Annotated in this window: 22 protein-coding genes; 4 read left to right on the top strand and 18 right to left on the bottom strand. The window is 61.4% G+C overall.

Going from position 1 to position 26,847, the window contains the following annotated elements; all coding sequences use genetic code 11:
* Nucleotides 1-3: 3 nt before the first annotated feature.
* The 5 genes from GRI97_RS12905 to ndhC are packed head-to-tail and all read right to left on the bottom strand — an operon-like array spanning nucleotide 4 to nucleotide 3,093.
* The gene (locus GRI97_RS12905; protein ID WP_161391570.1) at nucleotides 4-186 is read right to left on the bottom strand and encodes a hypothetical protein; all 183 of its coding nucleotides are present in this window, start codon (nucleotides 184-186) and stop codon (nucleotides 4-6) included.
* Nucleotides 183-1,397 carry an NADH-quinone oxidoreductase subunit D gene (locus tag GRI97_RS12900; RefSeq protein ID WP_161391569.1) on the bottom strand — a complete coding sequence of 405 codons (1,215 nt, stop codon included), beginning with the start codon at nucleotides 1,395-1,397 and terminating at the stop codon, nucleotides 183-185. The genes GRI97_RS12905 and GRI97_RS12900 overlap by 4 nt, the downstream gene beginning before the upstream one ends.
* Nucleotides 1,394-2,164, bottom strand: coding sequence for an NADH-quinone oxidoreductase subunit C (locus GRI97_RS12895; protein WP_161391568.1), 771 nt, complete (start codon nucleotides 2,162-2,164; stop codon nucleotides 1,394-1,396). Before GRI97_RS12895 ends, GRI97_RS12900 begins: the two co-directional genes overlap by 4 nt.
* Before the next feature lie 9 nt (nucleotides 2,165-2,173).
* The gene (locus GRI97_RS12890) at nucleotides 2,174-2,728 is read right to left on the bottom strand and encodes a NuoB/complex I 20 kDa subunit family protein (protein ID WP_161391567.1); all 555 of its coding nucleotides are present in this window, start codon (nucleotides 2,726-2,728) and stop codon (nucleotides 2,174-2,176) included.
* Nucleotides 2,719-3,093, bottom strand: coding sequence for an NADH-quinone oxidoreductase subunit A (ndhC, locus tag GRI97_RS12885; protein ID WP_161391773.1), 375 nt, complete (start codon nucleotides 3,091-3,093; stop codon nucleotides 2,719-2,721). The genes GRI97_RS12890 and ndhC overlap by 10 nt, the downstream gene beginning before the upstream one ends.
* 327 nt (nucleotides 3,094-3,420) lie before the next feature.
* Here ndhC and GRI97_RS12880 point away from each other — a divergent pair, with 327 nt between their 5' ends.
* Entirely contained in the window at nucleotides 3,421-4,614 is a 1,194-nt protein-coding gene (locus tag GRI97_RS12880) for an acetyl-CoA C-acyltransferase (RefSeq protein WP_161391566.1), read from the top strand.
* A 101-nt stretch (nucleotides 4,615-4,715) separates the two neighbouring features.
* Here GRI97_RS12880 and GRI97_RS12875 read toward each other — a convergent pair whose 3' ends face one another.
* The 7 genes from GRI97_RS12875 to GRI97_RS12845 form a co-directional block, all read right to left on the bottom strand.
* On the bottom strand, nucleotides 4,716-5,150 hold the full coding sequence (locus tag GRI97_RS12875; protein ID WP_235917785.1) for an SH3 domain-containing protein: 435 nt from the start codon (nucleotides 5,148-5,150) through the stop codon (nucleotides 4,716-4,718).
* Nucleotides 5,151-5,309: 159 nt separating this feature from the next.
* Entirely contained in the window at nucleotides 5,310-6,716 is a 1,407-nt protein-coding gene (locus GRI97_RS12870; protein WP_161391565.1) for an NAD(P)H-dependent flavin oxidoreductase, read from the bottom strand.
* Nucleotides 6,717-6,742: 26 nt separating this feature from the next.
* Complete coding sequence (locus tag GRI97_RS12865; protein ID WP_377019313.1) at nucleotides 6,743-7,303, bottom strand: class I SAM-dependent methyltransferase; 561 nt, start codon at nucleotides 7,301-7,303, stop codon at nucleotides 6,743-6,745.
* Between the two features lie 304 nt (nucleotides 7,304-7,607).
* Nucleotides 7,608-8,735, bottom strand: a complete 1,128-nt coding sequence (prfB, locus tag GRI97_RS12860) for a peptide chain release factor 2 (protein WP_161391563.1) — start codon at nucleotides 8,733-8,735, stop codon at nucleotides 7,608-7,610.
* A gap of 134 nt (nucleotides 8,736-8,869) precedes the next feature.
* Nucleotides 8,870-9,412: a peroxiredoxin gene (locus GRI97_RS12855; protein WP_161391562.1), complete on the bottom strand. Its 543-nt coding sequence runs from the start codon at nucleotides 9,410-9,412 to the stop codon at nucleotides 8,870-8,872.
* A gap of 24 nt (nucleotides 9,413-9,436) precedes the next feature.
* Entirely contained in the window at nucleotides 9,437-11,959 is a 2,523-nt protein-coding gene (locus GRI97_RS12850) for a penicillin-binding protein 1A (protein ID WP_161391561.1), read from the bottom strand.
* Between the two features lie 59 nt (nucleotides 11,960-12,018).
* A complete protein-coding gene (locus tag GRI97_RS12845) occupies nucleotides 12,019-12,837 on the bottom strand; it encodes an N-acetylmuramoyl-L-alanine amidase family protein (protein WP_328598551.1) in 819 nt (272 codons plus the stop codon).
* Between the two features lie 496 nt (nucleotides 12,838-13,333).
* Here GRI97_RS12845 and GRI97_RS12840 point away from each other — a divergent pair, with 496 nt between their 5' ends.
* The 3 genes from GRI97_RS12840 (at nucleotide 13,334) to zapE (ending at nucleotide 18,249) form a co-directional block, all read left to right on the top strand.
* Nucleotides 13,334-16,201, top strand: a complete 2,868-nt coding sequence (locus GRI97_RS12840; RefSeq protein ID WP_161391559.1) for an Rne/Rng family ribonuclease — start codon at nucleotides 13,334-13,336, stop codon at nucleotides 16,199-16,201.
* Between the two features lie 147 nt (nucleotides 16,202-16,348).
* Nucleotides 16,349-17,134, top strand: a complete 786-nt coding sequence (locus tag GRI97_RS12835; protein WP_161391558.1) for a succinate dehydrogenase iron-sulfur subunit — start codon at nucleotides 16,349-16,351, stop codon at nucleotides 17,132-17,134.
* Nucleotides 17,131-18,249: a cell division protein ZapE gene (gene zapE, locus GRI97_RS12830; protein WP_161391771.1), complete on the top strand. Its 1,119-nt coding sequence runs from the start codon at nucleotides 17,131-17,133 to the stop codon at nucleotides 18,247-18,249. Before GRI97_RS12835 ends, zapE begins: the two co-directional genes overlap by 4 nt.
* Nucleotides 18,250-18,284: 35 nt before the next feature.
* Here zapE and GRI97_RS12825 read toward each other — a convergent pair whose 3' ends face one another.
* The 6 genes from GRI97_RS12825 to GRI97_RS12800 form a co-directional block, all read right to left on the bottom strand.
* Nucleotides 18,285-19,208, bottom strand: coding sequence for a crotonase/enoyl-CoA hydratase family protein (locus GRI97_RS12825; protein WP_328598550.1), 924 nt, complete (start codon nucleotides 19,206-19,208; stop codon nucleotides 18,285-18,287).
* Nucleotides 19,209-19,423: 215 nt separating this feature from the next.
* Entirely contained in the window at nucleotides 19,424-21,322 is a 1,899-nt protein-coding gene (locus GRI97_RS12820) for an XrtA/PEP-CTERM system amidotransferase (protein ID WP_161391770.1), read from the bottom strand.
* Nucleotides 21,323-21,332: 10 nt separating this feature from the next.
* The gene (gene xrtA / locus GRI97_RS12815) at nucleotides 21,333-22,814 is read right to left on the bottom strand and encodes an exosortase A (protein WP_235917784.1); all 1,482 of its coding nucleotides are present in this window, start codon (nucleotides 22,812-22,814) and stop codon (nucleotides 21,333-21,335) included.
* Nucleotides 22,815-22,878: 64 nt separating this feature from the next.
* Nucleotides 22,879-24,123 (bottom strand): TIGR03087 family PEP-CTERM/XrtA system glycosyltransferase, encoded by a 1,245-nt coding sequence (locus GRI97_RS12810; RefSeq protein WP_161391556.1) that lies wholly within the window; start codon nucleotides 24,121-24,123, stop codon nucleotides 22,879-22,881.
* Complete coding sequence (locus GRI97_RS12805) at nucleotides 24,120-25,178, bottom strand: FemAB family XrtA/PEP-CTERM system-associated protein (RefSeq protein WP_161391555.1); 1,059 nt, start codon at nucleotides 25,176-25,178, stop codon at nucleotides 24,120-24,122. The genes GRI97_RS12810 and GRI97_RS12805 overlap by 4 nt, the downstream gene beginning before the upstream one ends.
* Entirely contained in the window at nucleotides 25,175-26,059 is an 885-nt protein-coding gene (locus GRI97_RS12800) for an XrtA system polysaccharide deacetylase (protein WP_328598560.1), read from the bottom strand. Before GRI97_RS12800 ends, GRI97_RS12805 begins: the two co-directional genes overlap by 4 nt.
* Between the last annotated feature and the right edge of the window lie 788 nt (nucleotides 26,060-26,847).

Here is a 26,847-nt window from a genome sequence, read left to right as displayed (position 1 = left end):
CGGTCAGCCACGGGCCAATCTCCGTTCGATGTAACGGCCGACATGGACACCAACCGTGCCGGCAAATGCGGTAGACAGCACATCCTTCAAGGAAGACGTGCCATGAAAGGCAAACAGATAGGTCGCCACGGCCGAAGCGAAGGCGGCGAACACCATCACAGTGATCAGCACTTCGCGCAGCATCACCGATCGCATTCCCCGAACACCACATCGATGGCGCCCAGAATGGCAGTGGCATCAGACAACATGTGACCCTTGCACATGAAATCCATCGCCTGGAGGTGGCTGAACGCGGTCGGGCGGATCTTGCAGCGATAGGGCTTGTTGCTGCCGTCACTGACCAGATAGACGCCGAATTCACCCTTCGGGCTTTCGGTCGCCACATAGACTTCGCCCGCCGGGACGTGGAAGCCTTCGGTATAGAGCTTGAAGTGGTGGATCAGCGCCTCCATCGACTGCTTCATTTCGCCGCGTTTCGGCGGAACGACCTTGCGGTCGCTGCTGGCGATCGGTCCTTCGGGCATTTCGGCCAGGCACTGCTTCATGATGCGCGCAGACTGGCGCACTTCTTCAAGCCGAACCATGAAGCGGTCATAGCAATCGGAATTGGTGCCGACCGGCACGTCGAAATCCATGCGATCATAGACATCGTACGGCTGGCTCTTGCGTAGATCCCATGGAATGCCCGCAGCGCGGATCATCGGGCCGGAGAAGCCCCAGGCCAGCGCATCTTCCTTGCTGACCAGGGCGATATCGACATTGCGCTGCTTGAAGATGCGGTTGCCCACGACCAGACTCATCGCATCGTCGAACAGCTCTGGCAGGCGAGTGTCGAGCCAGTCACCGATATCGGTCAGCAGCTTGAGCGGCACATCCTGGTGTACGCCGCCGGGACGGAACCAGGCGCTGTGCATGCGGGCGCCCGAAGCGCGTTCGAAGAAGTTGAGGCAATCTTCGCGGATTTCGAACAGCCACAGGTTCGGCGTCATCGCGCCGACGTCCATCACATGGCTGCCCATGTTGAGCATGTGGTTGCAGATGCGCGAGAGTTCCGCAAACAGCACGCGCAGATATTGCGCGCGGATCGGCACCTCTATGTTCAGCAGCTTTTCGACGGCGAGCACATAGCTGTGCTCCATGCACAGCGGACTGCAGTAATCGAGCCGGTCGAAATAGGGCAGCGCCTGCAGATAGGTCTTGTATTCGATCAGCTTCTCGGTGCCGCGATGCAGCAGCCCGACATGCGGATCGACGCGTTCGACGATTTCGCCGTCCAGTTCCATGACCATGCGCAGCACGCCATGCGCCGCCGGGTGCTGAGGACCGAAATTGATCGTGTAATTTGTGATGACTTCGTCACCGGTGGTCGGTGATTCTTCGAGTTGGAGGCCGCTCACTTGCCACCCTCCTTGTCCTTGGCCGCATCGTCGATGGCGGGCGCATCAGACTCGGTCTTTTCCGCAGCCTTTTCATTGGCCTTGTTACCAGCGCCGGTTTCAGCAGGCTTTTCCGTGGTCTTGGGCTGTTCGACGGGCGGCGGCGCAGGCACCGCCTTCTCGTCACCGGGCAGAATGTAATCTGCGCCTTCCCACGGGCTCATGAAATCGAAGCTGCGGAAATCCTGCACCAGTTCGATCGGTTCATAGACCACACGCTTTTCCTCTTCGGAATAACGCAGTTCCTGATAGCCGGAGAGCGGAAAATCCTTGCGGAAGGGATGCCCTTCGAAACCGTAATCGGTCAGGATCCGGCGCAGATCCGGATTGCCTTCGAACAGCACTCCATACATGTCGAACACTTCGCGTTCGAGCCAGCCAGCATTGGGCCATACGGTGGTGATGGTCGGGACCGGCGTATCTTCTGCGGCGCGCACCTTCACCATCACGCGATGGTTGAGGGTCACCGACAGCAGCATATAAACCACGTCGAACCGTTCCGCGCGCTGCGGGTAATCGACGCCGGCGATTTCCATCATCTGCTGATATTCGTGTTCGTCACGCAGCAGGCGCAACGCATCGGCGATGCGTTCCCGCACCACGCTGATCACGATTTCGCCGTGTTCTTCCTTGCTGGTGATGACCATGTCACCCAGCGCCGCAACCAGCGCATCGCGCCGGCCGGCATTGGAAGCAAACTTGGGTGCGGAATGCAGCACTGCAGCCATGTCAGCCTCTCAGCGTTCGATCGTGCCGATGCGGCGGATTTTCCGCTGCAACTGCATCACACCATAGAGCAGCGCTTCTGCAGTCGGCGGGCAGCCGGGCACATAGATATCGACCGGAACAATCCGGTCACAGCCGCGCACCACCGAATAGCTGTAGTGGTAATATCCACCGCCATTGGCGCAGCTACCCATGGAAATGACATATTTCGGTTCCGACATCTGATCGTAAACCTTGCGCAGCGCGGGTGCCATCTTGTTGCACAGCGTGCCCGACACGATCATCACGTCACTCTGGCGCGGGCTGGCGCGGGGGGCCGCACCGAACCGCTCCATGTCATAACGCGGCATGTTCACATGGATCATCTCGACCGCGCAGCAGGCGAGACCAAAGGTCATCCACCACAACGAACCGGTACGGGCCCACTGGAACAGATCTTCGGTCGTGGTGACGAGGAAACCCTTGTCATTCACCTCTGTCTGCAGGGCATGAAAATAATCGGCGTCGGGACGAAGCACGTCACCTGGCTGCGCCGCAGGCGTCAGCACTGTATCGGTCACTCCCATTCCAGGGCTCCCTTCTTCCACGCATAAGCAAGGCCGATTGCCAGTTCGAAGAGGAACACCATCATGGTGATCCAGCCTGGCCAGCCAGTGAGATCGAGACTGACCGCCCATGGAAACAGGAAGGCCGCTTCAAGATCGAAAATGATGAACAGCATCGCCAGCAGGTAGAACCGGACGTCGAATTGGCTGCGCGGATCCTCGAATGCTGGAAAGCCGCATTCATATTCGCTCAGCTTTTCTGCGTTGGGATTGTGGGCACCGGTGAGATGCGCAACCCCCATGGGCAGAAAAACGAAAGCGGCAGACAGGCCGGCCGCAATCACGAGGAAAATCAGGATCGGCAGATATTGGCTTAGATCGACCAACGGGCTGACTCGCATGACATGGAAAACTTGCCCGGGCCCTAGTCTGACCCGGACATGGGTTCAAGGCCTTCGGCGCCTTTTCGGAGCCAAACCGCTGCATTGCAGCAACGCTAAACCGCAGATTTTGGCCGTTTTGCAAGTGCGAGTCATGATCAACAGCGGCGGACCCGAATCTGACACATGATGACACAGCTATCAGCCATAGCAATGTGATTGTTATTGCTAATAACACCTATCAAATTCTTGCCTGTCCGGAGATTGCCATAGTCCCGGGCCATGACTACCCTTCAGTTGTCACCACCCCCCGCAAGAGAGGTTTTTCCTTCAATGAGCCATTTTTCCGCGTCCGATCCTGTCGTTATTCTTTCATATGCCCGCACCCCGATGGGTGGCATGCAGGGCGTGTTCTCTGATGTGTCTGCGACAGAGCTGGGTGCCACTGCTGTGAAGGCGGCCGTTGAACGGGCTGGCTTGCCGGGAGAAGATATCGACAGACTATATATGGGTTGCGTATTGCCGGCCGGACTTGGCCAGGCGCCTGCGCGTCAGGCGGCACTGAAGGCTGGCCTGCCCAAATCGGTTGAGGCTACCACCGTCAACAAGGTTTGCGGCAGTGGGATGCAAACCGTGATCATGGGTTCGGAAGCGCTTGCAGCTGGCACAGTCGATGTAATTGTGGCCGGCGGGATGGAGAGCATGACCAACGCCCCCTATCTGCTGAAGAAGCATCGGTCGGGCGCGCGTCTGGGCCATGACACCGCCTATGATCACATGTTCCTGGATGGGCTGGAAGACGCCTATACTGGCGGTGCCATGGGCTCATTCGCGCAGGAAACGGCCAATGCCTACCAGCTGACTCGCGAAGACATGGACAATTATTCGATTGAATCGCTCGCCCGCGCGGTGAAGGCAATCGAAAGCGGCGCCTTCTCCGATGAAATCGTTCCGGTGACGATCAGCGGCCGCAAGGGCGACGTCACCGTTGACACGGACGAGGCACCGGGCAAGGGGCGCCCGGAAAAGATTCCGCAACTCAAACCCGCCTTCGCCAAGGACGGCACGATCACCGCAGCATCGTCATCATCGATTTCCGATGGTGCAGCAGCCCTGGTCATTACGCGCGAAAGCGTTGCGACCGCAAAGGGTCTGGCCCCGGTGGCCCGCATCGTTGGCTTGGCCGCCCATGCTCAGGAGCCGAAGGATTTCACCACTGCTCCAGTCGGTGCCATCGAAAAGCTGTTGCAGCAGACCGGCTGGTCTGTCGACGATATCGACTTGTTCGAAGTCAACGAAGCCTTCGCTTGCGTGGCGATGTTCGCTATGCGCGACATCGGCATTCCGCATGACAAGATCAATGTGAACGGCGGCGGCACTGCCTTGGGTCACCCGATAGGTGCGAGTGGCGCGCGTATTCTTGTGACCCTGATTTCGGCGCTGAGGAACCGTGGCGCAAAGCGTGGCATTGCCGCCCTGTGCATCGGTGGCGGTGAGGGCACGGCTGTGGCGATCGAACTGGCATGATCGAGGCGCGCCGGGGTGGCATTTGCTGGCTCCGGCGCCCTTCCCCAGCAATTTCGTAAAAGATGCAGCGGATCACCGCTGCCCGGCAGACACGGCAGCGATCAGGGCTGCCCTGCCCCCCACAGTCGATCTTCCCGGACCCAGCCATTGCGGCCTGTCACATCGAAGCGACACCAGCCATTGTCACAATCGCCGAGTTTGCCAACGACGCCTGGTTCGGCACGCCAGCGAACGGGGGCTTCGCCAGAGGGCGCCTCGCGGATTTCCACCGGATCATCGCCAATCACGATCGCACCACGCGCGGGATTAAGCAGCCGCGCGGCAATCCATCCGCGGGCGCCATCCGGATCTTCGACCAGTCTCCAGCCCTGGTTGAGGCGTACCACCTTCATCGGCAGCCCCTGACGCCGATAAACCCATTCGATAGGATAATTGCCGCTGGGGCCGGTGCGCATATTCACCTCATCTTCCCGCAGGGTGGCCCAATAGGGGACTTCCCGATCCTGCGCGGCAGCAGGGACGGCGGCAGCAAGCATCGCAGCGGCAAGGGGAATCGCGGAAACGGAGAAACGCATGGTGAGAGACATACAGCCGTGAAGCACCCCGGACCAAGCGCCGATTTGCTCTGCCTGGCCGATGCCATCGGCAGAGCAAGTTCGATCGGTCCGGAATACCCGCGACCGTTCAGTACATGATCAGTCCCCAGTCAGTATTCGGTCGACCAGTTCCTTCACCGTCGGCGTAAAGTTATTAGAATAGAACGGATCTTGCTTGAAGCGGTATGCAGCATGGCCAGCAAACATCAGATTTTGTTCGGTGTCACCGCCATGCGCGATATCCTGCAGAGTCTTCTGAATGCAGAAACTGCGTGGATCAGCGAGACGTCCGGTAGTGTAATCATCGTGATCCTTCCACGACGAGAAACCGCAATGCGACAGGCACCCCATGCAGTCGGCCTGATCTTTGCGGATTTCGCCGCGTTCGTCCTGACTCACGAACACCACCGTATCATCGGGCGTTTTGAGCGCTTCGGTAAATCCGTTCGCCACCCAGCCCCGGGCGCGATCGCGATCCTTGGGGGTAACCCAGAAGTTTTTACCCTTTACGCCCACGTCCAGTTGCACGGTATGTTCACCGGCTTCCACGCGGGAATAGGGGATCTGCCGTTCGCTGCGCCCCTCGAGACTGCGCAGGAAGGGGTTGCGCACTGCCGAACTGTAGAAGCCCGTTGGACTGAAACGGTGCAGCAGCACATCGCCCGGATCGAGCGTGCGCAGACGGTCTTTCCATTGCTGCGGGATGGGGCTTTCATGCGTCAATAGAGGACGGGTACCGAACTGGAAAGCGATCTGTCCCAGTTCCGGATTGTCGATCCAGTCGTTCCATTCGCGCAGGAACCATACGCCGCCAGCCATGACGATCGGCACGCTTTCCGACACACCCTCTGCCCGCATGACATCGCGCAGCGCCTTAACGCGGGGATAAGGATCTTCCGGCTTGGTCGGATCTTCTGCATTCGACAGCCCATTGTGCCCGCCCGCCAGCCAGGGATCTTCATACACCACCGCCGCCAGCAGATCAGCGACCTTGTGGTAGGACCGTTTCCAGAGCGCGCGGAAGGCGCGGCCGGAACTGACGATCGGCAGATAGTTGACGTTGTGGCGCGCGGCGATTTCCGCCAGCTTGTAGGGCATGCCCGCACCGCAGGTCACACCGGTGACGAGGCCGGGGGTCTGTTCCAGCACACCTTCGAGCACGGGTTGGGCGCCGCCCATTTCCCACAACACATTGATGTTGATTGCTCCGCGACCACCAGAAATCTCGTGAGCCCGGCGAACCTGTTCGACTGCCCCATCGATCGCATAGCGTATCAACTGTTCATGCCGGTCCTTGCGGGTCAGCTGTTCATACACCTGGGGTATGATCTTGCCTTCGGCATCATAGCTGTCTGCGTTGACGGCACTGACCGTGCCGATCCCCCCCGCAGCAGCCCAGGCACCCGAACTGGTATGATTGGTCGCCGCAACACCCTTGCCGCCTTCGACCAGCGGCCAGACTTCGCGGCCGCCATAGGTGATCGGTTTAAGACCTTTGAACGTCATTTTAGACCCTTAATACCCCTCGAGCATCATCCAGAATTGGAATCGCCCGTTTCCGCAGTTGCGCTTGGCTGACTGCAGGGTTTCATATCTTTCGGTTCCGGGCGTTTTCCCACCGCCTCGAACTGAGCATAATAGCCTGCGAGTTCGGGTTTACGCACAAATTCAACGAGGCGAAAGCCCACATGATCGAATTCACAAAACAACAAGGCTGGTGAAATACCATGCTGACCGCCATTCCGGTCGACATCCACCACGATCACCTGCCCGCCCGCACGCAATGCCGGCCGCAGCCGCCACAAGAAAGCGTAAGGCTCTGTAACTTCGTGATACATGTGGATCAAAAAAATGCGATCAAAGCTGTTTTCCGGCAATCCCGGATCATCTTCCGCGCCCAGCTTGATCGATACATTGTCCAGACGTTCGTGTTCGACACGGGTACCCAACCGGCGCAGTGCATCCTGGTTGATATCCTGTGCCAGAACGCGACCATTTTCGCCCACTCTTTCCGCCAGGCGGACGGTGTAATAGCCTTCACCTGCGCCGATGTCGGCCACGGTCATGGTGGGGCGGATCTGCGCCAGATCCATGACAGTCACCGCTTCGCGCCGATCATCGCGCGTCTGTTCGGCGAAGAAATCCGTGGCCCCGCCCGGGCCGACTGGGCGATCGGCTTGCGGGAAGTCGCGCGCGGTTTCCGGGCGGCCGTCATCCACGGTCGTCGGCTGGCACCCGGCCAGGGCAACCAGGGCTACGAACCCGAACAACGTGACACCTGACCGAAACATCGCGCGCATTTAGCGACTGAGTCCTGAAATGGCAAAGCGGACGATGTGGACGGCGAAAACCGTGCGGGGGCGCCCGATCAGGACGCCCGCACGCCTCGCATGCCGATCACTCGACGTCTTCGACCTCTACGGCTTCACCGGTGACCCGCTGCGCCAGCGCAGCCGCGATGAAATCATCGATATCCCCGTCCAGCACGTCATCGGGACTGGTCGAAGTGGTCCCGGTACGCAGGTCCTTCACCAGCTGATAGGGCTGCAGTACATAGCTGCGGATCTGATGTCCCCAGCCAATGTCGGTCTTTTCCTGGTACTCACCGGCGGCTTCGGCTTCGCGCCGGGCCAGTTCCGCCTCGTACATGCGCGCCTTCAGCATGTTCATCGCAGTTGCGCGGTTCTTGTGCTGGCTGCGATCGTTCTGGCTGGCTACCACGATGCCCGAAGGGATGTGCGTGATGCGCACAGCGCTGTCGGTCGTGTTGACGTGCTGACCGCCGGCGCCGCTGGCGCGATAGGTGTCGATGCGCAAATCGCTCTCGTTGATCTCGATATCGATATCGTCATCGATCACCGGATAAACCCAGACGGAGCTGAATGAGGTGTGCCGCCGGGCCGAGCTGTCATAGGGGCTGATCCGGACCAGGCGATGCACGCCGCTTTCCGTCTTGGCATAGCCATAGGCGTTTTCACCCTTGATCAGCAGGGTTGCGGATTTGATGCCGGCCTGTTCGCCCGAATGGTAATCGACCAGTTCGACCTTGTAGCCTTTGCACTCAGCCCAGCGCGTATACATGCGCTGCAGCATTTCCGCCCAATCCTGGCTTTCGGTGCCACCGGCGCCCGCATGCACTTCCAGATAGGTGTCATAGCTGTCGGCTTCACCGGCCAGCAGCGCCTGCACCTTGTCTGCATCGGCCCGGTCGGCCAGATTCTTCAGCGTCAGCAGGCCATCGGCAACGACATCGTCATCGCCTTCCATTTCACCGAGTTCGACGAATTCAACGGCATCCGCCATTTCGGAGGTGATTTCGCGCACGGTGCCGATCGCGGCATCCAACCTGCGCCGTTCCCGCATGACCTCTTCCGCCTGCTTGGGGCGATCCCACAAGCTGGGATCCTCTACCCGGGCGTTGAGTTCATCGAGCCGGCGGACAGCACGGTCCCAGTCGAGCGAACGGCGTACCAGCGCCAGAGCCGCTTCGATCCGGTCAATATTGGCCTGCCCTTCGGCACGCATGCACTATCTCCAAACAACAAGCGGCCCGCCTAGCGCAGGTCGTCACAATACGAAAGTGGGGCACGACAAAACTCTGCCCGATGGCAGCAATTGCTGCCTGGCGTCAGCGGCGGAGCCAGGCCCCGCCCGCCGGTTCAGCGACGCAGAGCCCGCACCGCTGCGAGCGAGCGGCTGACATGTTCGCGCCAGTCCAGATCGGAATGGGCCATCACGATCCGGCCATCCTGCGCGATGACATAGGAGGTGCGGTCCGTCACACCGGTATCCTTGCCTTCCCGCGTCAGCGTCACATCATAGGCGCGGATGGTGGCCGGGGTGGCGGTGGCCACCGCGAATTTGTCGCGGCATTCCTTGGTCGAGAATTCGCGCAAAGTGTCGAGATCGTCGGCCGAAAGCCCGACAACCGTGGCGCCGGCGGCCTTGAAGTCATCCATCGCTTCCGCAAAGGCATTGGCTTCCAGCGTGCAACCCTGAGTGAAAGCCTTAGGGAAGAAATACAGCACCACCGGCCCATTGCGCAGCGCCCGGTTGAGATCGAAATTGATCACCCGGCCCGCGATCGCACCGCGCGTATGGAAGTCCGGCGCACGCGTCCCCTGCTGCAGGGCGGCGCTGCCCGGTGCCGGAGCCAGCGTGGCGGCCAAGGCCACTGCAGCTATCATCAATGCTCGCTTCATGCCCGATCTTCCTCTCACCGCAGCCTAATAGAGGCCGCCCTGTTCCTGTACGAAATCTACCGTTTCTTCACGCTGCGATGCGGCGCTGTTGCTCTGCTGCGCCCCGGCCCGTTGACGCCGCAGTTGCGCCAGTACCAGTTCCCGCAGTTGATCGACCTGATCGCTGCGCTTTTCCCGTGGAGGTTCCGTATCCGGCTTGAACGCTTCCCATATGATCGCGGCGCGCGGATCATCGCTGGGCGAACCGTCAAACACACGCTTGCCGCTGCGCCGATCCACCCGGACCATGCGCACGCCTTCGGGCGCGATAAAGGGCCGCCCGGTCCAGCGTTCGCGCGTTTCCTTGATGAATTGCTTGATGATCGGCGCCGCCACCGTGCCGCCCTGTGCGTAACCGCCCATGTTGCGTGGCTGATCAAAACCGACGTAGACCCCGGCAACGATATCTGGCGAGCCGCCGACAAACCAGGTTTCCTTCGGTCCGGTGGTGGTGCCGGTCTTGCCGAACAGAGGAATGTCGAGATCGCGCAGAACCGTACCGGTGCCGCGCTGAACCACGCCTTCGAGCATGTGCACGGTCTGATAAGCCGTACGACCATCCATCACCTGACGCCCGCTTTCGCCGAAGCGCGGCATCGGATTGCCATCCCATTCCGCCATGTTGCAGCCGGTGCATTCGCGTTCATCCGCGCGCCAGATCACCTTGCCACGCCGATCCTGCACGAAATCGATCACCGTCGGCGCATTCAGCCGCCCATGATTCACCAGGGCCGAATAGGCATTGACCATCCGCAACACGGTGGTTTCGCCAGCACCCAGCGCAAAAGACGGATAGGAATCATATTTACCGATGCCCATGCGATCGAAGGTGCGGATGACATTGTCCATGCCGCTGTCCATGGCGATCCGCACGGTCATCAGGTTGCGGGACTGTTCCAGCCCCCAGCGCATGGTGTGAACACCGCCGCCACCACCGCCCGAATTACGGAAGCACTTGTTGCCCAGGCGTGCACCCTGAAAGAAGCAATAGGTCTGATCGGGGATCATGCTCGATGGGGACATGCCGTGATCGAGGCCCGTCGCATAAACGAAGGGTTTGATGGTCGAACCCGGCTGCCGCATCGCCTGCGTTGCGCGGTTGAACGACCCGAGGCGGAAATCGAAACCGCCCTGCAGCGCCAGCACGCGACCATTGTGCGGATCCTGCGCGACGAAGCCGCCCGATGCCTCGGGCACGGTGCGCACGCGCCACCCGCTCCCCGCCGGCGATACGGCGATGACATCGCCGGTCTTCAGTGCATCTGGCAGACCACTGAGCGGCGCTTCTGATCCGTCGGAGAAGCCAATCCGCGCCGAACCGCCCGAGCGACTGACCACGACACCAACACGCCAGTTTTCATAGTTGATGCCCAGTGCCGAACTGGCCAGCTGGCTGGTCAAATCGCCGTTGCCCGGATCCAGCGTAGCCACCGGCCCACGCCAACCGCGACTGCCATGATAACGCAGCAGCCCCGCACGCAACGCATCGCGGGCTCCATCCTGCAATTGGGCATCCAGCGAAGTTCGCACCCACAAGCCGCCTGCATAGACGCTATAGGGCCCGTTTTCAGCCTGTTCGCCGTAGCGATCGATAAGCTGACGCCGGACTTCTTCGAGGAAATAGCCGGCATCCGAAGTATTGGGATCGGACCGCTGCGCCACCAAGCCGAGCGGCTGGGCTTTGGCCGCGCTCGCCTCTGCGGCCGTTATATGGCCATTGCTGACCATCTGATCGAGCACGAAATTGCGCCGACCTATGGCGTCATCGACGAACTTTGCCCGGCCATAGCGTTCCGGCGCCTTGGGCAGAATGGCCATGAAAGCCATTTCATGCAGGTCGAGATCGGCAACATCCTTGTCGAAATAGGCCCGGCTGGCAGCCTGCACGCCGAAGCTGCGGCGACCGAGGGGTATTTCGTTTAGATAGAGCGTGATGATTTCCTGCTTGGACAGCACGCCTTCGATGCGGCTGGCCAGCAGCATTTCCTTCAGCTTGCGGGTAACGGAATATTCGTCACCCACCAGAATGTTCTTCGCCACCTGCTGGGTGATGGTCGAACCGCCCACCGCACGCTCACCCGATCCGATCTTGCGCGTGTAGTCGATAACCGCGCCGACAAAGCCGCCCAGATCGATCCCGCCATGCGTCCAGAACGTCTTGTCTTCGGCCGAGGTGTAGGCGTCTATCAGGCGTTTGGGAAAATCCTTGAACTGCAACTGCACCCGACGTTCGCGGGCATAGGAATGGACGATTTCCCCGTCGATGCCCCGCACCATGGATGGCAGCGGCGGTTCGTAATCGAGCAGCGTCTCTGCATCCGGCAGGTCACGCGCGACGAATATCCACAGTCCGAACAGCCCGATCAGCGCAACCATAAGGGCGTAACACGCACCACGCAGCCAGCGATTCTGCCGCCAGGCATTGCGCAGTTTCGCAAACAGGCCGCTGGCATCGCGGCGAATACGGTATGCAGCGGATTCATCCGCGCCCTGGATGGTATCGGACATGACGCGGCGCTGTAGCATGCAGATTGCAGATCGCGCCAGTTTCAACCGCGCAGTGAAAACTATTCTGAGGGGTTGCGGGCAAAATATATCCTTATCGCCCGCGACAGTGCCTCGGCAAAGCGCTTGCGCCCAGCGGGCGAGGCCAACCTTTCGGCATCCTCGGGATTGGTAATGAAGCCTGATTCAAACAACACTGAAGGAACATCCGGGGCCCGCAACACGCGCAACGCTGCCGAACGCTGCGCCGGGGGCAGAAACTGCAGCGCCCCCTGCCCTTCGCGTTCAATCAGCCGGGCGAATTCCGCCGATCCTTCGGAGGTGCGTCGTTGGGAGAGTTCGACCAGAATAGCATCGACGGTCTGATTGCGGCCCGAGAGTACCACACCGTTAACCGCATCGGCGGTGTTCTCGCGCGCCGCGAACCGCGCTGCAGCCTCGCTCGATGCCTTTTCCGAGAGAGTGTAGATGCTGGCGCCCGACACCGCAGCCTTTTCACCGGCAGAATCCGCGTGGATCGACAGGAACAGATCTGCGTCCAGCGCCCGGGCAATCTCGAACCGTTCCTCAACCACCAGAAATCGATCGTCATTACGGGTCAGTGCCACCCGGATCCCACCCTGAGCCAGCAAATCATCGCGTAGCGCCTGGGCAAGGCCGAGCACGATATCCTTTTCTCGAAAACCATCCCCGCTTGCCCCCGGGTCGCGCCCACCATGCCCGGCATCGATCACGACCAGCGGGCGGGCAGGATCGTCGGGCCCCTGCACCACCGGCAGTTGCGCCGGCTCACCCGCTTCGGGCAGGGTGAAACGAATGACGTAGTTCTCCCCAAGCCGCAGCATCGGAAGGTTCACGCCCAGCACAAACAAGCCAGCCACAAGGGCCAGCGGCGCAAGAAACAGCAAGAGGATCTGCAGGCGATAGGACATTCTTATCCAAGGGGATATTGATGTCACGCCGCTGCTGCAAAGCGATTTTTAGGCTTTCACGCAATAAGGTTGCCGTCAGAATTTGCCGGTGCTAGCAATGCCATTAGCCGGAAACACAGCGTTTCGGCACCGGCCGGGCTGGTATTTCCAATGCCCGGAATAGCTTACAGGTTGATGCCCAGAATGAGAAGCAAGAGCCACTCCGCCAATTCGCAGCATACAGGCTGCGTCACGGCGGCAGGCGCGCTCGCGCAGGCAATTTCGCTGCGCCTTCCTTCCCCGGCAATAACATTCCGCAGCGCGGCCCGGCCTATGCCCGGACGCGCCAATCCTCTCTCCGCCCCATCGGCCTGCAGGGTTCTTTCGCGGGGCGGAATTCACACAGATAGGCACGTTTCGGCGCCTGGCATAGCCGCGCCCCGGAACAGTGCCCGGAGAATATTTAATGGCAACGCGCATGTTTATCGATGCGCGCCACTCGGAAGAAACACGGGTGGCGGTCCTCAAAGGCAATCGCATTGAGGAGTTTGATTTTGAATCTGCTGAACACAAGCAGATCAAGGGTAACATCTATCTCGCCAAGGTAACGCGGGTCGAACCGTCTCTGCAGGCGGCATTCGTCGATTTCGGCGGAAATCGGCATGGCTTCCTGGCCTTCAGCGAAATCCATCCCGATTATTACCAAATCCCCTCTCAGGACCGCGAGGCTCTGCTGGCCGAAGAACAGGCCCATGCGGATGAAGAGGCTGCGCTTCGCGCCGCTGAAGAAGACGAGGAAGACGGCGAGGATTTCGAAGACAACGGCAATGATGGCTCCGGCGTCGAGGAAATCGATGCCCATGCATCCGACGAAGTCGCGACCATCGAAGACGGCCATGTCGACCATGACGATGATGAGGATCACGGCGAAGATGATGGCGAGCATGCCGCCGAAGACAATGACAATGGCGACGAAGGGCAATCTCGCGACCGCCGTGGCCGGGGCCGGCGCCAGGGCCGTGGCGGCAATGGCCGTGCCAAGGAAATGGACGAGCTGCGCGCCAAGCGTCAGGCGCTGCGCCGTCGGTACAAGATCCAGGACGTCATCCAGCGCCGGCAGGTGCTGCTGGTTCAGGTCGTTAAGGAAGAACGCGGCAACAAGGGTGCCGCGCTGACCACCTATCTCAGCCTGGCCGGTCGTTACTGCGTGCTGATGCCCAACAGCAGCCATGGCGGCGGGATTTCGCGCAAGATCAATTCGGCCGGCGACCGCAAGCGATTGAAGCAAATCGTTTCGGAACTGTCGCTGCCGCGTTCGATGGGCCTGATCGTCCGCACCGCCGGGCTGCAGCGCACCAAGACCGAAATCAAGCGCGACTTCGATTATCTCGCCCGCCTGTGGGACGAGATCCGCGAAAACACGATGGCGTCCAGCGCTCCGGCCCTGATCCATTCGGACAGCGACCTGATCAAGCGCGCCATTCGCGACATCTACAACCGCGATATCGAAGAAGTGATCGTGGAAGGCGAGGAAGGGTACAAATCCGCCAAGGCCTTCATGAAATTGCTGATGCCCAGCCATGCGCGGCGGGTGAAGGCCTATTCCGACCCTGTACCGCTGTTCCAGCGGGCCGGTGCAGAAGACCAGCTGTCGGCCATGTATGATCCGGTCGTGCAGCTGAAAAGCGGCGGCTATCTGGTGATCAACCCGACCGAGGCGCTGGTGTCGATCGACATCAACTCTGGCCGGTCAACCAAAGAGCACGGTATCGAACAGACCGCGCTCAACACCAATCTGGAAGCGGCCCGCGAAATCGCGCGTCAGTTGCGCTTGCGCGACATGGCCGGTCTGGTGGTCATCGACTTCATCGACATGGAATATGGTTCCAACGTCCGCAAGGTCGAGAAGGCGATGAAGGAATCGCTGAAGAACGATCGCGCCAGGATCCAGGTGGGCCGTATTTCCGGCTTTGGCCTGATGGAAATGAGTCGCCAGCGCCTGCGCACGGGCGTGCTGGAAGCAACCACCCGTTCCTGCCCGCATTGTGACGGCACCGGGCTGGTGCGGACGGCATCCAGCGCCGGCCTGTCTGCGCTGCGCCTGATCGAAGACGAAGCAGCCAAGGGCAAGGGCACGGTGATTTCGCTGTTCGCCTCCACCGAAGCGGCGATCTATCTGCTCAACACCAAGCGTGCAGATCTGGCCGAAATCGAGCTGCGTTACGGCGTGACCGTGGAGGTCATTCCCGAAGGCGAGGACGAAGGCGCCAAGATGCGCGCCGCCAGCTCCGGCCCGCGCCCGGCGGTGGCACCCCGGTTCGATCCGATCATCGAGGAAGATGATGACGATCTGCCTGAGGACATCGACGAGGATGAGGACGAGGCAGAAGAAAAGGAAGCTGCAGAAGAAAGCCGTGAAGCCCCCGGCGAAGATGACGAAGGGCGCCGCAAGCGCCGTCGCCGTCGTCGTGGTGGCCGCAACCGGAACCGCCAGCGGGAAGATGGCGAAGGTGAAGGTGATGATGCCGAAGCCGTTGATGATGCCAATGGCGAAACCGAAGACGGTGCGGATGAAGCCGCCGATGGCGGGTCTGCACAGGCCGGTGGTGAAGCCGGGGCCGAAGCCGAAGATGGCGAGACCCCACGCCGTCGCCGTCGTCGCGGCGGTCGACGTCGGCGCAAGCAGAACGGCGAGACCAGTGAGAACGGCGATGCCCTGGATGCCGATGAAGCTTCGGACGATACAGCCGAAGGTGAAGAGCCCGCCGCCAGCGACGGCGACGCCGAGGTAGCAGCAGAAGCGCAGGTTGAGAGCGAAGCAAGCGAGACGGTTGAGGCCGTCAGCAAAGCAGCCGAGCCGGAAGCCGTAGCCGAGGTCGAGGCAGCACCGGCCGCCAAGCCCAAGCGCACCCGCCGCAAGAAGGCCGATGCTGCAGCGGAAGTGCCGGTAGAAGCTGCTGAAGCTCCTGCCGCCGAAGCGCCCGCTGAAGACGCAACGGCTGAAGAGGCTCCGACCAAGCCCAAGCGCACCCGCCGCAAGAAGGCCGATGCTGCGCCGGCAGAGCCCGCAGCGGACGAAGCCGCACCGGCTGAAGAAGCACCGGTCAAGCCCAAGCGCACCCGCCGCAAGAAGGCGGATCCGGTTCCCGAAGCACCGACAGAAGCCCCTGCCGTCGCTGAAGCTGATGCGGTCGTCGAAGCGGCTGACGAAACGCCCCCCGCTCACGCGACTGCAGCTGGTGACGAAGGCACAGCTCAGAACGCCGAGGCTGAAGACGATGACAATGATGGCCCCCCGCGACGCGGATGGTGGCAGCGCACTTTCGGCGCATAAGCATTACTGCCGGCCCCGGATCCAATCCGGGGCCGGTCTGCTTTTATGGCACATGTTGCGGCTATGCCGCAGTGTAGGGACAGTGCGCCCTTGAATGCCCCGCCTGAGACGCTACTAGACCGTCAACGCTCCGAAGGACGGATAAAAATGGCTACGTTCACCCTCCCCAAGAACAGCAAGATTTCAGCGAAGGGCCGCGATCACACCGCGCCCGGCGCAACGCGGGTGAAGAAGTTCCGCATTTACCGCTGGGATCCGGAATCCGGCCAGAACCCACGCTACGACACGTTCGAGATCGATCTTGACGAGTGCGGCCCGATGGTTCTGGATGCGCTGATCAAGATCAAGAACGAGATCGACCCCACGCTGACCTTCCGCCGGTCTTGCCGCGAAGGGATTTGCGGTTCCTGTTCGATGAACATGGAAGGATCCAACGGTCTTGCCTGCACCACGGCGATCGAGGATTTGAAAGGTGGGACGATCAAGATCACCCCGCTGCCTCATATGGAGGTGATCAAGGACCTGGTCCCCGATTTTACCCATTTCTATGCGCAGTATGCCTCGATCCGCCCCTGGCTGCAGACCGTCACCACTACGCCGAGCGGCAAGGAACGGCTGCAGAGCCCGGAACAGCGCGAAAAGCTGGACGGTCTGTATGAGTGCATTCTGTGCGCCTGCTGTTCCACCGCCTGCCCCAGCTATTGGTGGAATTCGGACAAGTTCCTGGGCCCGGCCATTCTGCTGCAGGCCTATCGCTGGCTGGCCGACAGCCGCGACGAGATGACCGGGGAGCGCCTGGACAATCTGGAAGATCCGTTCCGCCTCTATCGCTGCCACACAATCATGAACTGCGCCAATGTGTGCCCCAAGGGCCTAAGTCCGGCCAAGGCCATTGCCGAGATCAAGAAGATGCAGGTGGAGCGGCACATCTGACCAAGCTCCTTGCAAGATACCATGCCCTGATCGCCGCCGGCGAGTTGCGCCCCGACCGGGAACAGCTGGCCGCGGCAGAGCGGCTGGCCAGGCTGCAGGGCGAACTGGAAGCTGGTGACAGGCGCCCGACCGGGTTTCTGAGCCGTTTCCGGGCCAAGCCTGCGCCCATTCGCGGCCTATATATGTGGGGCGGCGTGGGGCGCGGCAAATCCATGCTGATGGATCTGTTTGTCGATACGCTTGCAATAACCGACAAGCGCCGGGTGCATTTTCACGCCTTCATGCTGGAAGTCGATGGGCTGATGCGGGAAGAACGCCGCAAAGAAAGCGGCGATCCGATCGGTCCGGTGGCGGCGCGTATTGCCCGCAATCTGCGCTGCCTGGCGTTTGACGAAATGATCGTCAACAATACGGCCGATGCCGCGATCATGGGGCGGCTGTTTACCGCGCTGATGCGGGACCAGCATGTGACCATCGTCACCACATCCAACCGACCGCCGCAGGATCTTTACAAGGACGGGATCAACCGTTCGCTGTTCCTGCCTTTCATCGATCTGATCGGCCAGGACATGGATGTGATCGAACTGAACGGCCCTACGGATTACCGGCTCGACCGGCTGGGCGGGATGGATACCTGGCATTCCCCGATTGGCGCGGACGCGACGGCACAGGTGCGGCAGGCATTCTTCCGGCTGACCGACTACAATCCCGAAGACGCCGCAAATGTCCCATCCGCCGAATTGCCAGTGTGCGATGGCCGAACATTGTTCGTACCCAAAAGCCTGAAGGGCGTGGGCGTGTTCAGTTTCAAGCGGCTGTGCCAGCAACCGCTCGGCGCTGCGGATTATCTCGCGGTTGCCCGCGCCTATCACACTGTCATCGTGGTCGGTATTCCCATGCTCAGCCCGGAGAACCGCAATGAGGCGATCCGCTTCACCAAGCTGATCGACGCCCTGTATGAATATGGGGTCAAGCTGATCACCACAGCGGCGGCCGAACCAGCAAAACTTTATCCATCAGGCGATGGCAGCTTCGAATTCGATCGGACTGTCAGCCGGTTGATGGAAATGCAGAGCCTGGACTACCTCGCACGCGGCCACGGCGTTTCCGGATAGTTGCGGCACGCGGAGGCCACGCCCCCGCGCACCCATCAGGCAGCGTTCTGCACCACGCGATCCTGCGCCCTGGTCAACCGCTTCATGATCTTGAGATCGCTTTCGGTTACCTTGAGCGCAGCATCCGCCCACAAATCGACAATCCGTGTAAGTTCAGCCAGTTCAATCGGGTGCGTCAGGCGCATGGCCCGGCGGGCATTGACCAATCCGGCATGGCGCCGTTCGGCCTTGCGAATGAATTCGCGGCAATAGGCCAGCCCTTCCCCAGCCTCTGCCAACTCATGCACGATCCCCAAATCGTACATTTCTTCAGCGGTATAGGTGCGGTTCGATCCGATCAGGCGATCGGCCATGGCCGTGCCCAGCTTGCGCGACAAGATCGCATGCGCCCCCATGCCCGGGAACAATCCGAACAGCACCTCGGGCAAGCCAAACGTCGCCCCGCGTTCAGCAATAATATAATCGAAAGACAGTACGGCTTCGAACCCGCCACCCAGTGCAGCGCCCTGGACCAAACCGATTGTGAGCAACGGAAGATCAAGCCCACGCATGTTGCGATGGAGAATTTCCACGCAGCGATGGCCATATTGTTCCAACCCGCGCCGGTCACCTGCCCGGATGAGCTTCTGGAACAGATCCAGATCCCCGCCATAGCAGAACACATTCGGCGCACGGCTGCCCAGGACCATGTACCGCAATGGCACCTTGCCAGCGCCGAAGCTGGAATGGATCAGGCGCTGCCATTGCTGGAAATCCTGCAGCATCGCCGGTGAAAAGCTGGGCCGTCCCGCCGGTCGCATGAAGGTCCACAGCGCAGCAGCTGCATCGTCATAAAGAACATCGAGTTCCTGCAGGTCAAACAGCCCTGCATCGATACTGGAATAGCGTACGCTTTCAGCGATCAGCTGATCATCAACCGACGCCGAAACGTCAGTATCCGACGCAACTTCGTCGCCCACGCAGCCTAAATGCCCTGCCAGCCGATCCATAGCCACCCCTGGTATTTGCAGACCCGATGCGCTCGCTTCCTTGCCAGATGTCGAACGCTGGCCCGATGCTATGCAGCTATCAGAGGGCTGGCAATGTCATATTCGCCCAATTGTCCCTTTATTGGAATCCTGCCTCAAAATGGCATGGTTTGTGCCAATCATGGCCCGATCCCAACAGGGCTGGCTCAGCCGGTGATTTCAAGTCTTTGCAGGGAACGGTCGAGCATGAGCAGCTGCCACAGCAGGCGCGAATTGTCGGAACGCCCGGAAATATGCGATTCTGCCAGCCGCCCGATGGCCGCACCATCGAACCAGCCTGTCTGCGCCAGAATGTTGCTGGCCCCCACGGCGCGGGTTTGTTCCGCCAACGGCCCGCGCAACCATTGGGCGATCGGTGTCACGAAACCTTGCTTGGGGCGATAGAGAATATCGTCAGGCAGATAGCGCCGCATCGCCCGCTTCAGCAGATATTTCCCCTGCTTGCCGCGCACCCGCATATTATCAGGCAGGGTCGCGGCAAATTCGATCAGCCGGTGATCCAGCAAGGGTTCGCGTGCTTCGAGGCTGACCGACATGCTCGTGCGATCGACCTTGGTCAGAATATCGCCAGGCAACCAGAATTTGAGATCGGCGTATTGCGCCCGGTCAAGCCCGCTGCGGGCCGGCGCTCGACTCATCAGTTCGATCAACGGCTGTTCGCCACGGTACCCTCCCAGCCGGCGGGCAAAATCGGGAGAATAAAGCTGCAGACGCACCTCCGGCGGTGCTGCGCTAAGGCCACGGGCATAACCTTGCGCTCCACTACCGGCGAGCGACAGCAGCGTCGATTTGAAACGCAGGGGACGCGGCGCCCAGTCTGCTTTGGGCCAGACGCTGCCAAGCCCGCCCAGCAGGCCGCGCCTGACCGGCGCAGGCAGCAGTGAACGCGCCTTCTCCTCATGCGCGTGGAAAACTTGCCGTCGGTATCCGGCGAACGCTTCGTCAGCACCATCGCCCGACAGGGCCACGGTCACCGTCTCCCTTGCCAGCTGGCATACCCGCCAGGTCGGCAAGGCCGAAGCATCGGCGAAAGGTTCGTCGAACATTTCCACAAGCGTCTCGACAGCATCGAACTGATCGGATCCGACCTGCCGCGCCTGATGCATAGTGCCGAACAATTCGGCGATTTGCGCAGCATAGGATGTTTCATCGACCGCAGCGACGTCGAACCCGATCGAACAGGTCCTGACCGGAGCTTGCTGCGCTTCAGCCATCAGCGCAACCACCGCAGACGAATCCACGCCACCGGAAAGGAAGGCGCCGAGCGGAACATCGGCGACCATACGGCTGGTCACCGCCTCGCGCAGATGGTGCAGCAATTCCGCCTCAAGATCGCGTTCATTGCCGCGGCGCCGATCGGCGAAGCTGATATCCCACCATTGTTGCGGTGACGCTGGCGGCGCATCATGCCGCAGCAACTGGTAATGGCCAGCGGGCAGTTTCTCGATCCCTTTCAGGATCGAGCGATTATCTGGAACATAACCCCAGGTCAGATAGTCCTCGACCGCGAGTGGATCTACCTCGCGCCGCAGCAAAGGGTGGGCGAGCAATCCCTTCAGTTCAGAAGCAAAGGCCAGGCTGCCATCCGCCAGTTGTGCGGTGAAGAGCGGCTTGACGCCCAGACGATCGCGCGCCAGCAGCAGGCTGCGGCTGGAAAAATCATACAGGGCAAAGGCAAACATACCGTTCAGCCGATGCAGGCAATTGACGCCCCAGCGTTGCCAGGCGGCCAGAATGACTTCGGTGTCGCCATCGGTGCGGAACTGTATGCCCTCGGCAGCCAGTTCACGCCGCAATTCCCGGTAATTGTAGATTTCGCCGTTGAAGACGATCGCCGCGCGACCATCGGGGGAATGCATCGGCTGCGGCGAACCGGCGAGATCGATGATCGACAGGCGCCGATGCCCCAACCCGACGCCCGGGGCGGTCCAGACGCCCGATCCGTCCGGCCCGCGATGGGCCATGACGTTGCACATCCGTTCGATCCGCGTGGGATCAACGGGCTTGGGTGTTCCGCAATGAAAGAGGCCGGCTATTCCGCACATGGTGGTACCGTTACGGCAGCTGAGCCAGCCGGTCCATCCACGAACCGACGGGGCCGATGCCAGCCAGGAACGCATCGATCGCTTCGGCCGGCGGCGGGCCGTCCCCACTCTCGCTCGACAGAATCAGTACCGCCGTTGCCCGTTCGCGCATCAACAGGCGATCAGCCATGTTGGCCAGCTTGAGCCGCGAATTGCTGCCGGTCAGCAGATCGCCACTGCGGTACCAGGTGAAGGCGAGCCGTCGCACGTTGCCGTTGGCCTGCAGCCATTCGGCCATGGCATCGCCAGGCCCTGAAGCAGGCTCCTGCCAGCGCCAGGGTGTTTCGGGAACCAGCGCCCCTTCGCCGAAACCGCCCGCTTCTCGCCCATCATCCTGACCGGAATAGAGCGCAAAGAACACATCCACCTCATGCCCGGCTTGATCACGGAACCGGGCCATCAAGCGATGATCGGCGCCGGCTGCGCGCGGTTCCCACCAGACGGCAGGGGTGTAATCAACCATGGTCCAGCCCGCCGGCGCCTGCAGGTGCAACTGGTCCGGCATTGGCGCATCCAGCGCGCGCGCAGCCTGGCCCCAGGCGATCCCGCCCAGCATCAATCCGATCGCAGCGACGACCGCAAGGGCGATATGCAGCGAAAAACGGTCCAGCCAGCGCAACCAAGGCGTGTTGCTGATGGCAGCGGCATCAATGAAGCGATCATCGAGAGGACGATCAAAAAACCGCCAACCCATGGCAAGCAGGATGATCATCACCAAGGCAAAGAACACCCAGCCGTAGAAAATGTGATCGAAGCCGGCGGCAAATTCGATACCCTGCGATTGGGCGATATAGATCGTGCCCCAGGCCCGCACACCATTGGCGAAGATCGGGAGGATAATGGCGACCAACATGAACAGCAGCCGCCGGCGCCAATCGACATAGCAGACATGCGCCACCAGCGTGCCGAGCGCCACCATCGCGATCAGGAACTTCACGCCAGAGCACGCTTCTGCCACTTCGAACAGGCCGACCGGCGTATCAATGAACACGCCATCTATTTCCGCGGGAATGCCGCTGAGATGGGTAAAAGCGATGGTGATATCGGCCGTGATCATCTGCAGCGGCGGGACCAGCATATCGCCGAATGGCACCAGAAACAGCATGTAGAGAATGGGAAACAGCAGCGCCCAGCTGACCATTGGGCCAAGCACAGTCAGCACGGCAGCCTGCATCATGATCACCAGCCCCAGATGGCTGGCGAGGTTCAACCCTGACATATTGCCGAGCAGCCACAGGAACGTCGCCCCGGCGAAGGGGATGAGGCCCGGCCACCATGCACGCGGTGTCAGCTTCACGAGCTCCGCGCTGCGCATGTGCACAAGCCAGGCGAGGATCGGTGGCACCAGCAGGATGTGGTTGTAGGTTGAGGAATCCCACCATTGATGGGCCATGTCGCCCCAATCGCGCAGGAACAGCACCACGATTGCCAGCCACACGAGCGTCAAAGACATCAAAGGGCGGCGCCAGGCCTGGGGGACCCGAGCCAGCGTGATGCCGTGACCAGACAGGGAAAGATCAGGCTGCATCGCGTCGTCCATCATCATGCGCGCCCTTCGGCGGCGCACTGACCAAGCCGGCCAGATCGACCAGCATCGCCGGCCAGTTCATATCTTGCGATACCAGATCCCGCGCAGCGCCCCCCAGCGCGGCCCGATCATCCGGTGCAGCCAGCAATCGCAGGCAGGCATCGATCAGGGCATCATCCTGTTCAGCGATGGCCAGATGCACGCCATCAGTGGCGGGAATGCCGGTCGCAGCCGGTGGCGTCAGCACCACCGCGCGGGCCATGGCCATGGCTTCCAGCACCTTGTTCTGCACCCCGCGTGCAATCGTAAGCGGTGCAACGACCAGATCTGCCGCACGCAGGAAGGGGCGAACATCGGCCACCTCTCCCCATATATGACAGCCCTCCACGCCATCGAGCGCGCGCACCTCTGCAGTGGGCGCACGGCCGACGACATGAAAGCGAGCGCCAGGATGGCGGCGACGAATGCCCGGCATGATCTGCCGCACCACGCGCTCCACCGCCTCGATATTGGGGGCGTAATCCATCTGCCCGGTAAACAGCAGATGCGGACCCGGTTCGCTGACAAAAGCGGCATGGCGGGTGACCGCCGCCGGATCGTAACTGGCGACATCGATCCCGTTACCCATGGCGCGAACCCGCCCTTGCAGCGATGCTGGAATGCGGGAACGGAACAGATCCGCCTCCTGCCTGCTGATCAGCAGCACATGATCTGCCTGCGCGGCCAGCCGCTGCTCTTCGGTTCGCAGCAAGCGCGCTTCCCGCGCGTTCACCCAGCGCATCACCGGATTTCCATCGGTCGCGTAAGCTTCGAATTTCGCGGAATCGACATCGACCAGATCAACGATCAGCCGACCGTTCCAGTCATCCGGCACATATTGACCCATCTGTCCGGAAAATACATAGATCGTGTCGATCGCATGGGTTGCCAGTGTGGTCTGCACCCAGTTGGCAAGCGTCGCATCGCGAAATGCTGCCAGACTGACGGGTTCATGCTTCAAGACGGCCTTCAACCCGGCGAGGAGCAGCCGCGTATCACGCAAAGGCATGCAATGGCTGGCGGCAACCGCCTTTAGCGCATGTTCATGCTGATAGTCGGCCGGACTTTCCGCAAAACAGCCGACATGCACCGGTGCCAGTTCGGCCAGCGCGCGCAGCAGATGATGGGATCGGATCTTGTCCCCCCGGTCTGGTGGGAATGGCAGCCGGTGGGCCAGGAACAATATCCCCGTCACCCCAGCCCCCGCGCGATCAGAGGGCCGATCCGGTTGGACAGGGCCAGCGGCAGGCGTTTCCACAGGGCGATGCGTGCGGAGTGCTTCTCGCTGTTGGGATCGATATCCCGCTTTTCCACGCCCGGCGCGGTCCAGCTGGCATAGGCCAGCGGCTCTGGCTCGAAACCCCAGTTTTTCTTGAAGAAATAGGCGCCGCTGCTGGTCTTGCTGCGGCCGAAATCAAACCGGTCGCTCCCGCGCCGCCGAGCATGGAGCATGAGCTCGTAATACATTCGGTCATTGGCGCGCAGTTGACGCGCGGCAAAGGTACCCCCGCCCCAATAGGGCATGACGGCGCCGGCATGATAAATCGACAGGACGCTGGCGACCGGAATGCCATCATGGCGCACGGTCAGGATGTCGGCGTCGAGCGCATCAAGCGCGGCGTCGAACAGGGCGCGTGGGAACACCGGCGTGCCCAGATTGCGGACGCTCTCGGCGTAGACGGCGTAATGCGCGGCACGATCCTCTGGACCGGTGCCGATCGAAATGTCGAGCGGGTTGCTCAGCGCCTTGCGCACCTCGGCGCGCTGCTTGCGCGGGATGACGCCCAGTTGCGCCTCATCGCCGCTTTCCAGCGCCGCAACAAAGCCGCAGTGGCTGTCTGTTCTGATATGCCAGTCATCTGGCGCCGGGCCGCCGCGCAGCTCCACCCCGCTGCATGACAAGCGCACCGCATATTCTTCCGCCGCGCGGCACAGCAGCACTGCCGTATCGGGCCGGTCGGCGATCACCCCGCCTTCGACAGCAAACCCGCTGGAGGCCAGTACGCGCCCGAACACCGGGGAGTGAATTTCGTTGAGCGGCAGCCAACCGGTCAGTTGCCCGGCCCGTTCGGCCACCAGACCGCGTGCCCGCTGGCCCGTGCCCTGTTCCACGGCACGCAGCCATGCTGGGCGCTGGAATACGCTGCCCCCGCGATCCGCCACATAGGCTTCGATCCGCCTGCATTCATCGGCTTCGCGCAGATTGGCCACGCGAAGGGTGTCCCGCTGCAGGGGAAAGGGCGCGTTCATGCTGATGCCGCCTGCAGGCGCATCAGTTCCTGCTCTGCCAGATCGTCCATCCGGCCCCAGGCGAAATCCCGCACCAGCCGGCGCAGCTTGGGCGCCATGCGGGACAGATTGGTGTAATGGCGCAACCGCGACTTGAGCGGCGCATTGGGTACGCGCGGCTGATCGGGGTCCACTTCCCAAGGGTGAAAATAGAAGATCGCCGGGCGACCATCGTCGCGGTTGACCTGGCGGATGGCCCAGCGGCTGAACCCATAGGGCAGCACACGGAAGAACCCGCCCCCGCCGGCAGCCATGCGCCGATTGGCGAGCATGGCGGTGGTGACCGGGATTTCGATCAGCGAGGAACCGGGCAGCGGATGAAAGGCAAAGCGGGGCGCTTCTTTCCAGCCGTAATGATCATGAGCGATCGGTGCGACGCTGGAAGAATAGGCATAACCCTGTTCGGCCAGTTCCTCGAATGCCCAGGTGGTGCGCTGATCGATCGAGAAGCTGGGCGCGCGATAGCCGGTGACGGCTGTGCCAGATACATCCTCGATCACCTGGCGGGCGCGGGCGATATCCTGGCCGAAACTCTTGCGATCGAAGCGGAACACCCGTTGATGATCCCAGCCATGGCTGGCCATTTCATGGCCCCGCGCGGCGATTTCACGCAACAAGGGCCCATGCCGCTGCGCCACCCATCCCAAGGTGAAGAATGTCGCCTTCGCCCCGACTTCATCGAACAGATCAAGGATTTCGCGCACGTTGCGATCCACCCGATCGGTGAGCCCATCCCATTCGGCGCGGTCGATCACCCGTTCGAACGCGCCGACCTGGAACCAGTCTTCGACATCGACCGACAGGCCGTTGACGATTGCCGAAGCACCGGCAGGTGCACCCACAACAGTCGGATCGGCCGCAGCGGGCCGGTGATCAAAGCTCACCGCGTTCACCGATTTCCCCCTTATGCGGCCCGGGACTGATCCGATTCGCCTTCGATCCATTCGATCAGCATGGTCAGCGTCTGACGGATCGTCTGCTCCTGCTCGACCAGCTTGGCATCCAGACGTGCCAGCTGATCCTGCATGGCGTCGATTTCCGGACGGACCACCGCAGCCAGTGCATGGTCGCGGTCGCTCGACAGTTCGACGATCGCCTGCTGCAGTTCGGTAATCTGCGTGTCGCGATAGGCCAGCATCGCATCCAGCTGATGCCGTTCGATCTCCGGCGCGGGCGGGAGCGGAATATTCGCCAGTTCTTCGCGCAATTCGGCGATCTGCGCATCGCGATCGGCCATCATGGCGTCCAGCTGAGACCGGTCGAATTCGGGCGCAGCAGGGGCTGGAATGTTTGCCAGAGCGTGCCGCAGCTCTGCGATCTGGTCGTCGCGATCCGCCAGCATTTCATGCAGCTGATGAAGGCCAATGCCGGGGGCCGGCGCAGGGATGTTAGACAGCGCATCACGCAGTTCCGCAATCTGCGCGTCACGTTCTGCCAGCATGGCATCCAGCTGGTCGCGCTCCACCTCCGGCGCGGGCGGCGCAGGAATATTCGCCAGCGCATCACGCAGATCGGCGATCTGGGCATCGCGATCCGTCAGCATGGCATCGAGCTGGCTGAAGCCGATTTCCGCCTCCGTCGGGGCAGGAATGTTCGCCAAAGCCTGCCGCAGTTCGGCGATCTGTGCATC

Origin of the sequence: Croceibacterium xixiisoli (assembly GCF_009827305.1) — a bacterium.
In the GTDB taxonomy this organism is placed as follows: domain Bacteria; phylum Pseudomonadota; class Alphaproteobacteria; order Sphingomonadales; family Sphingomonadaceae; genus Croceibacterium_C; species Croceibacterium_C xixiisoli.
The sequence above is the reverse complement of the archived record's forward strand: the minus strand, read 5'-3'. Positions and strand labels throughout refer to the sequence as shown.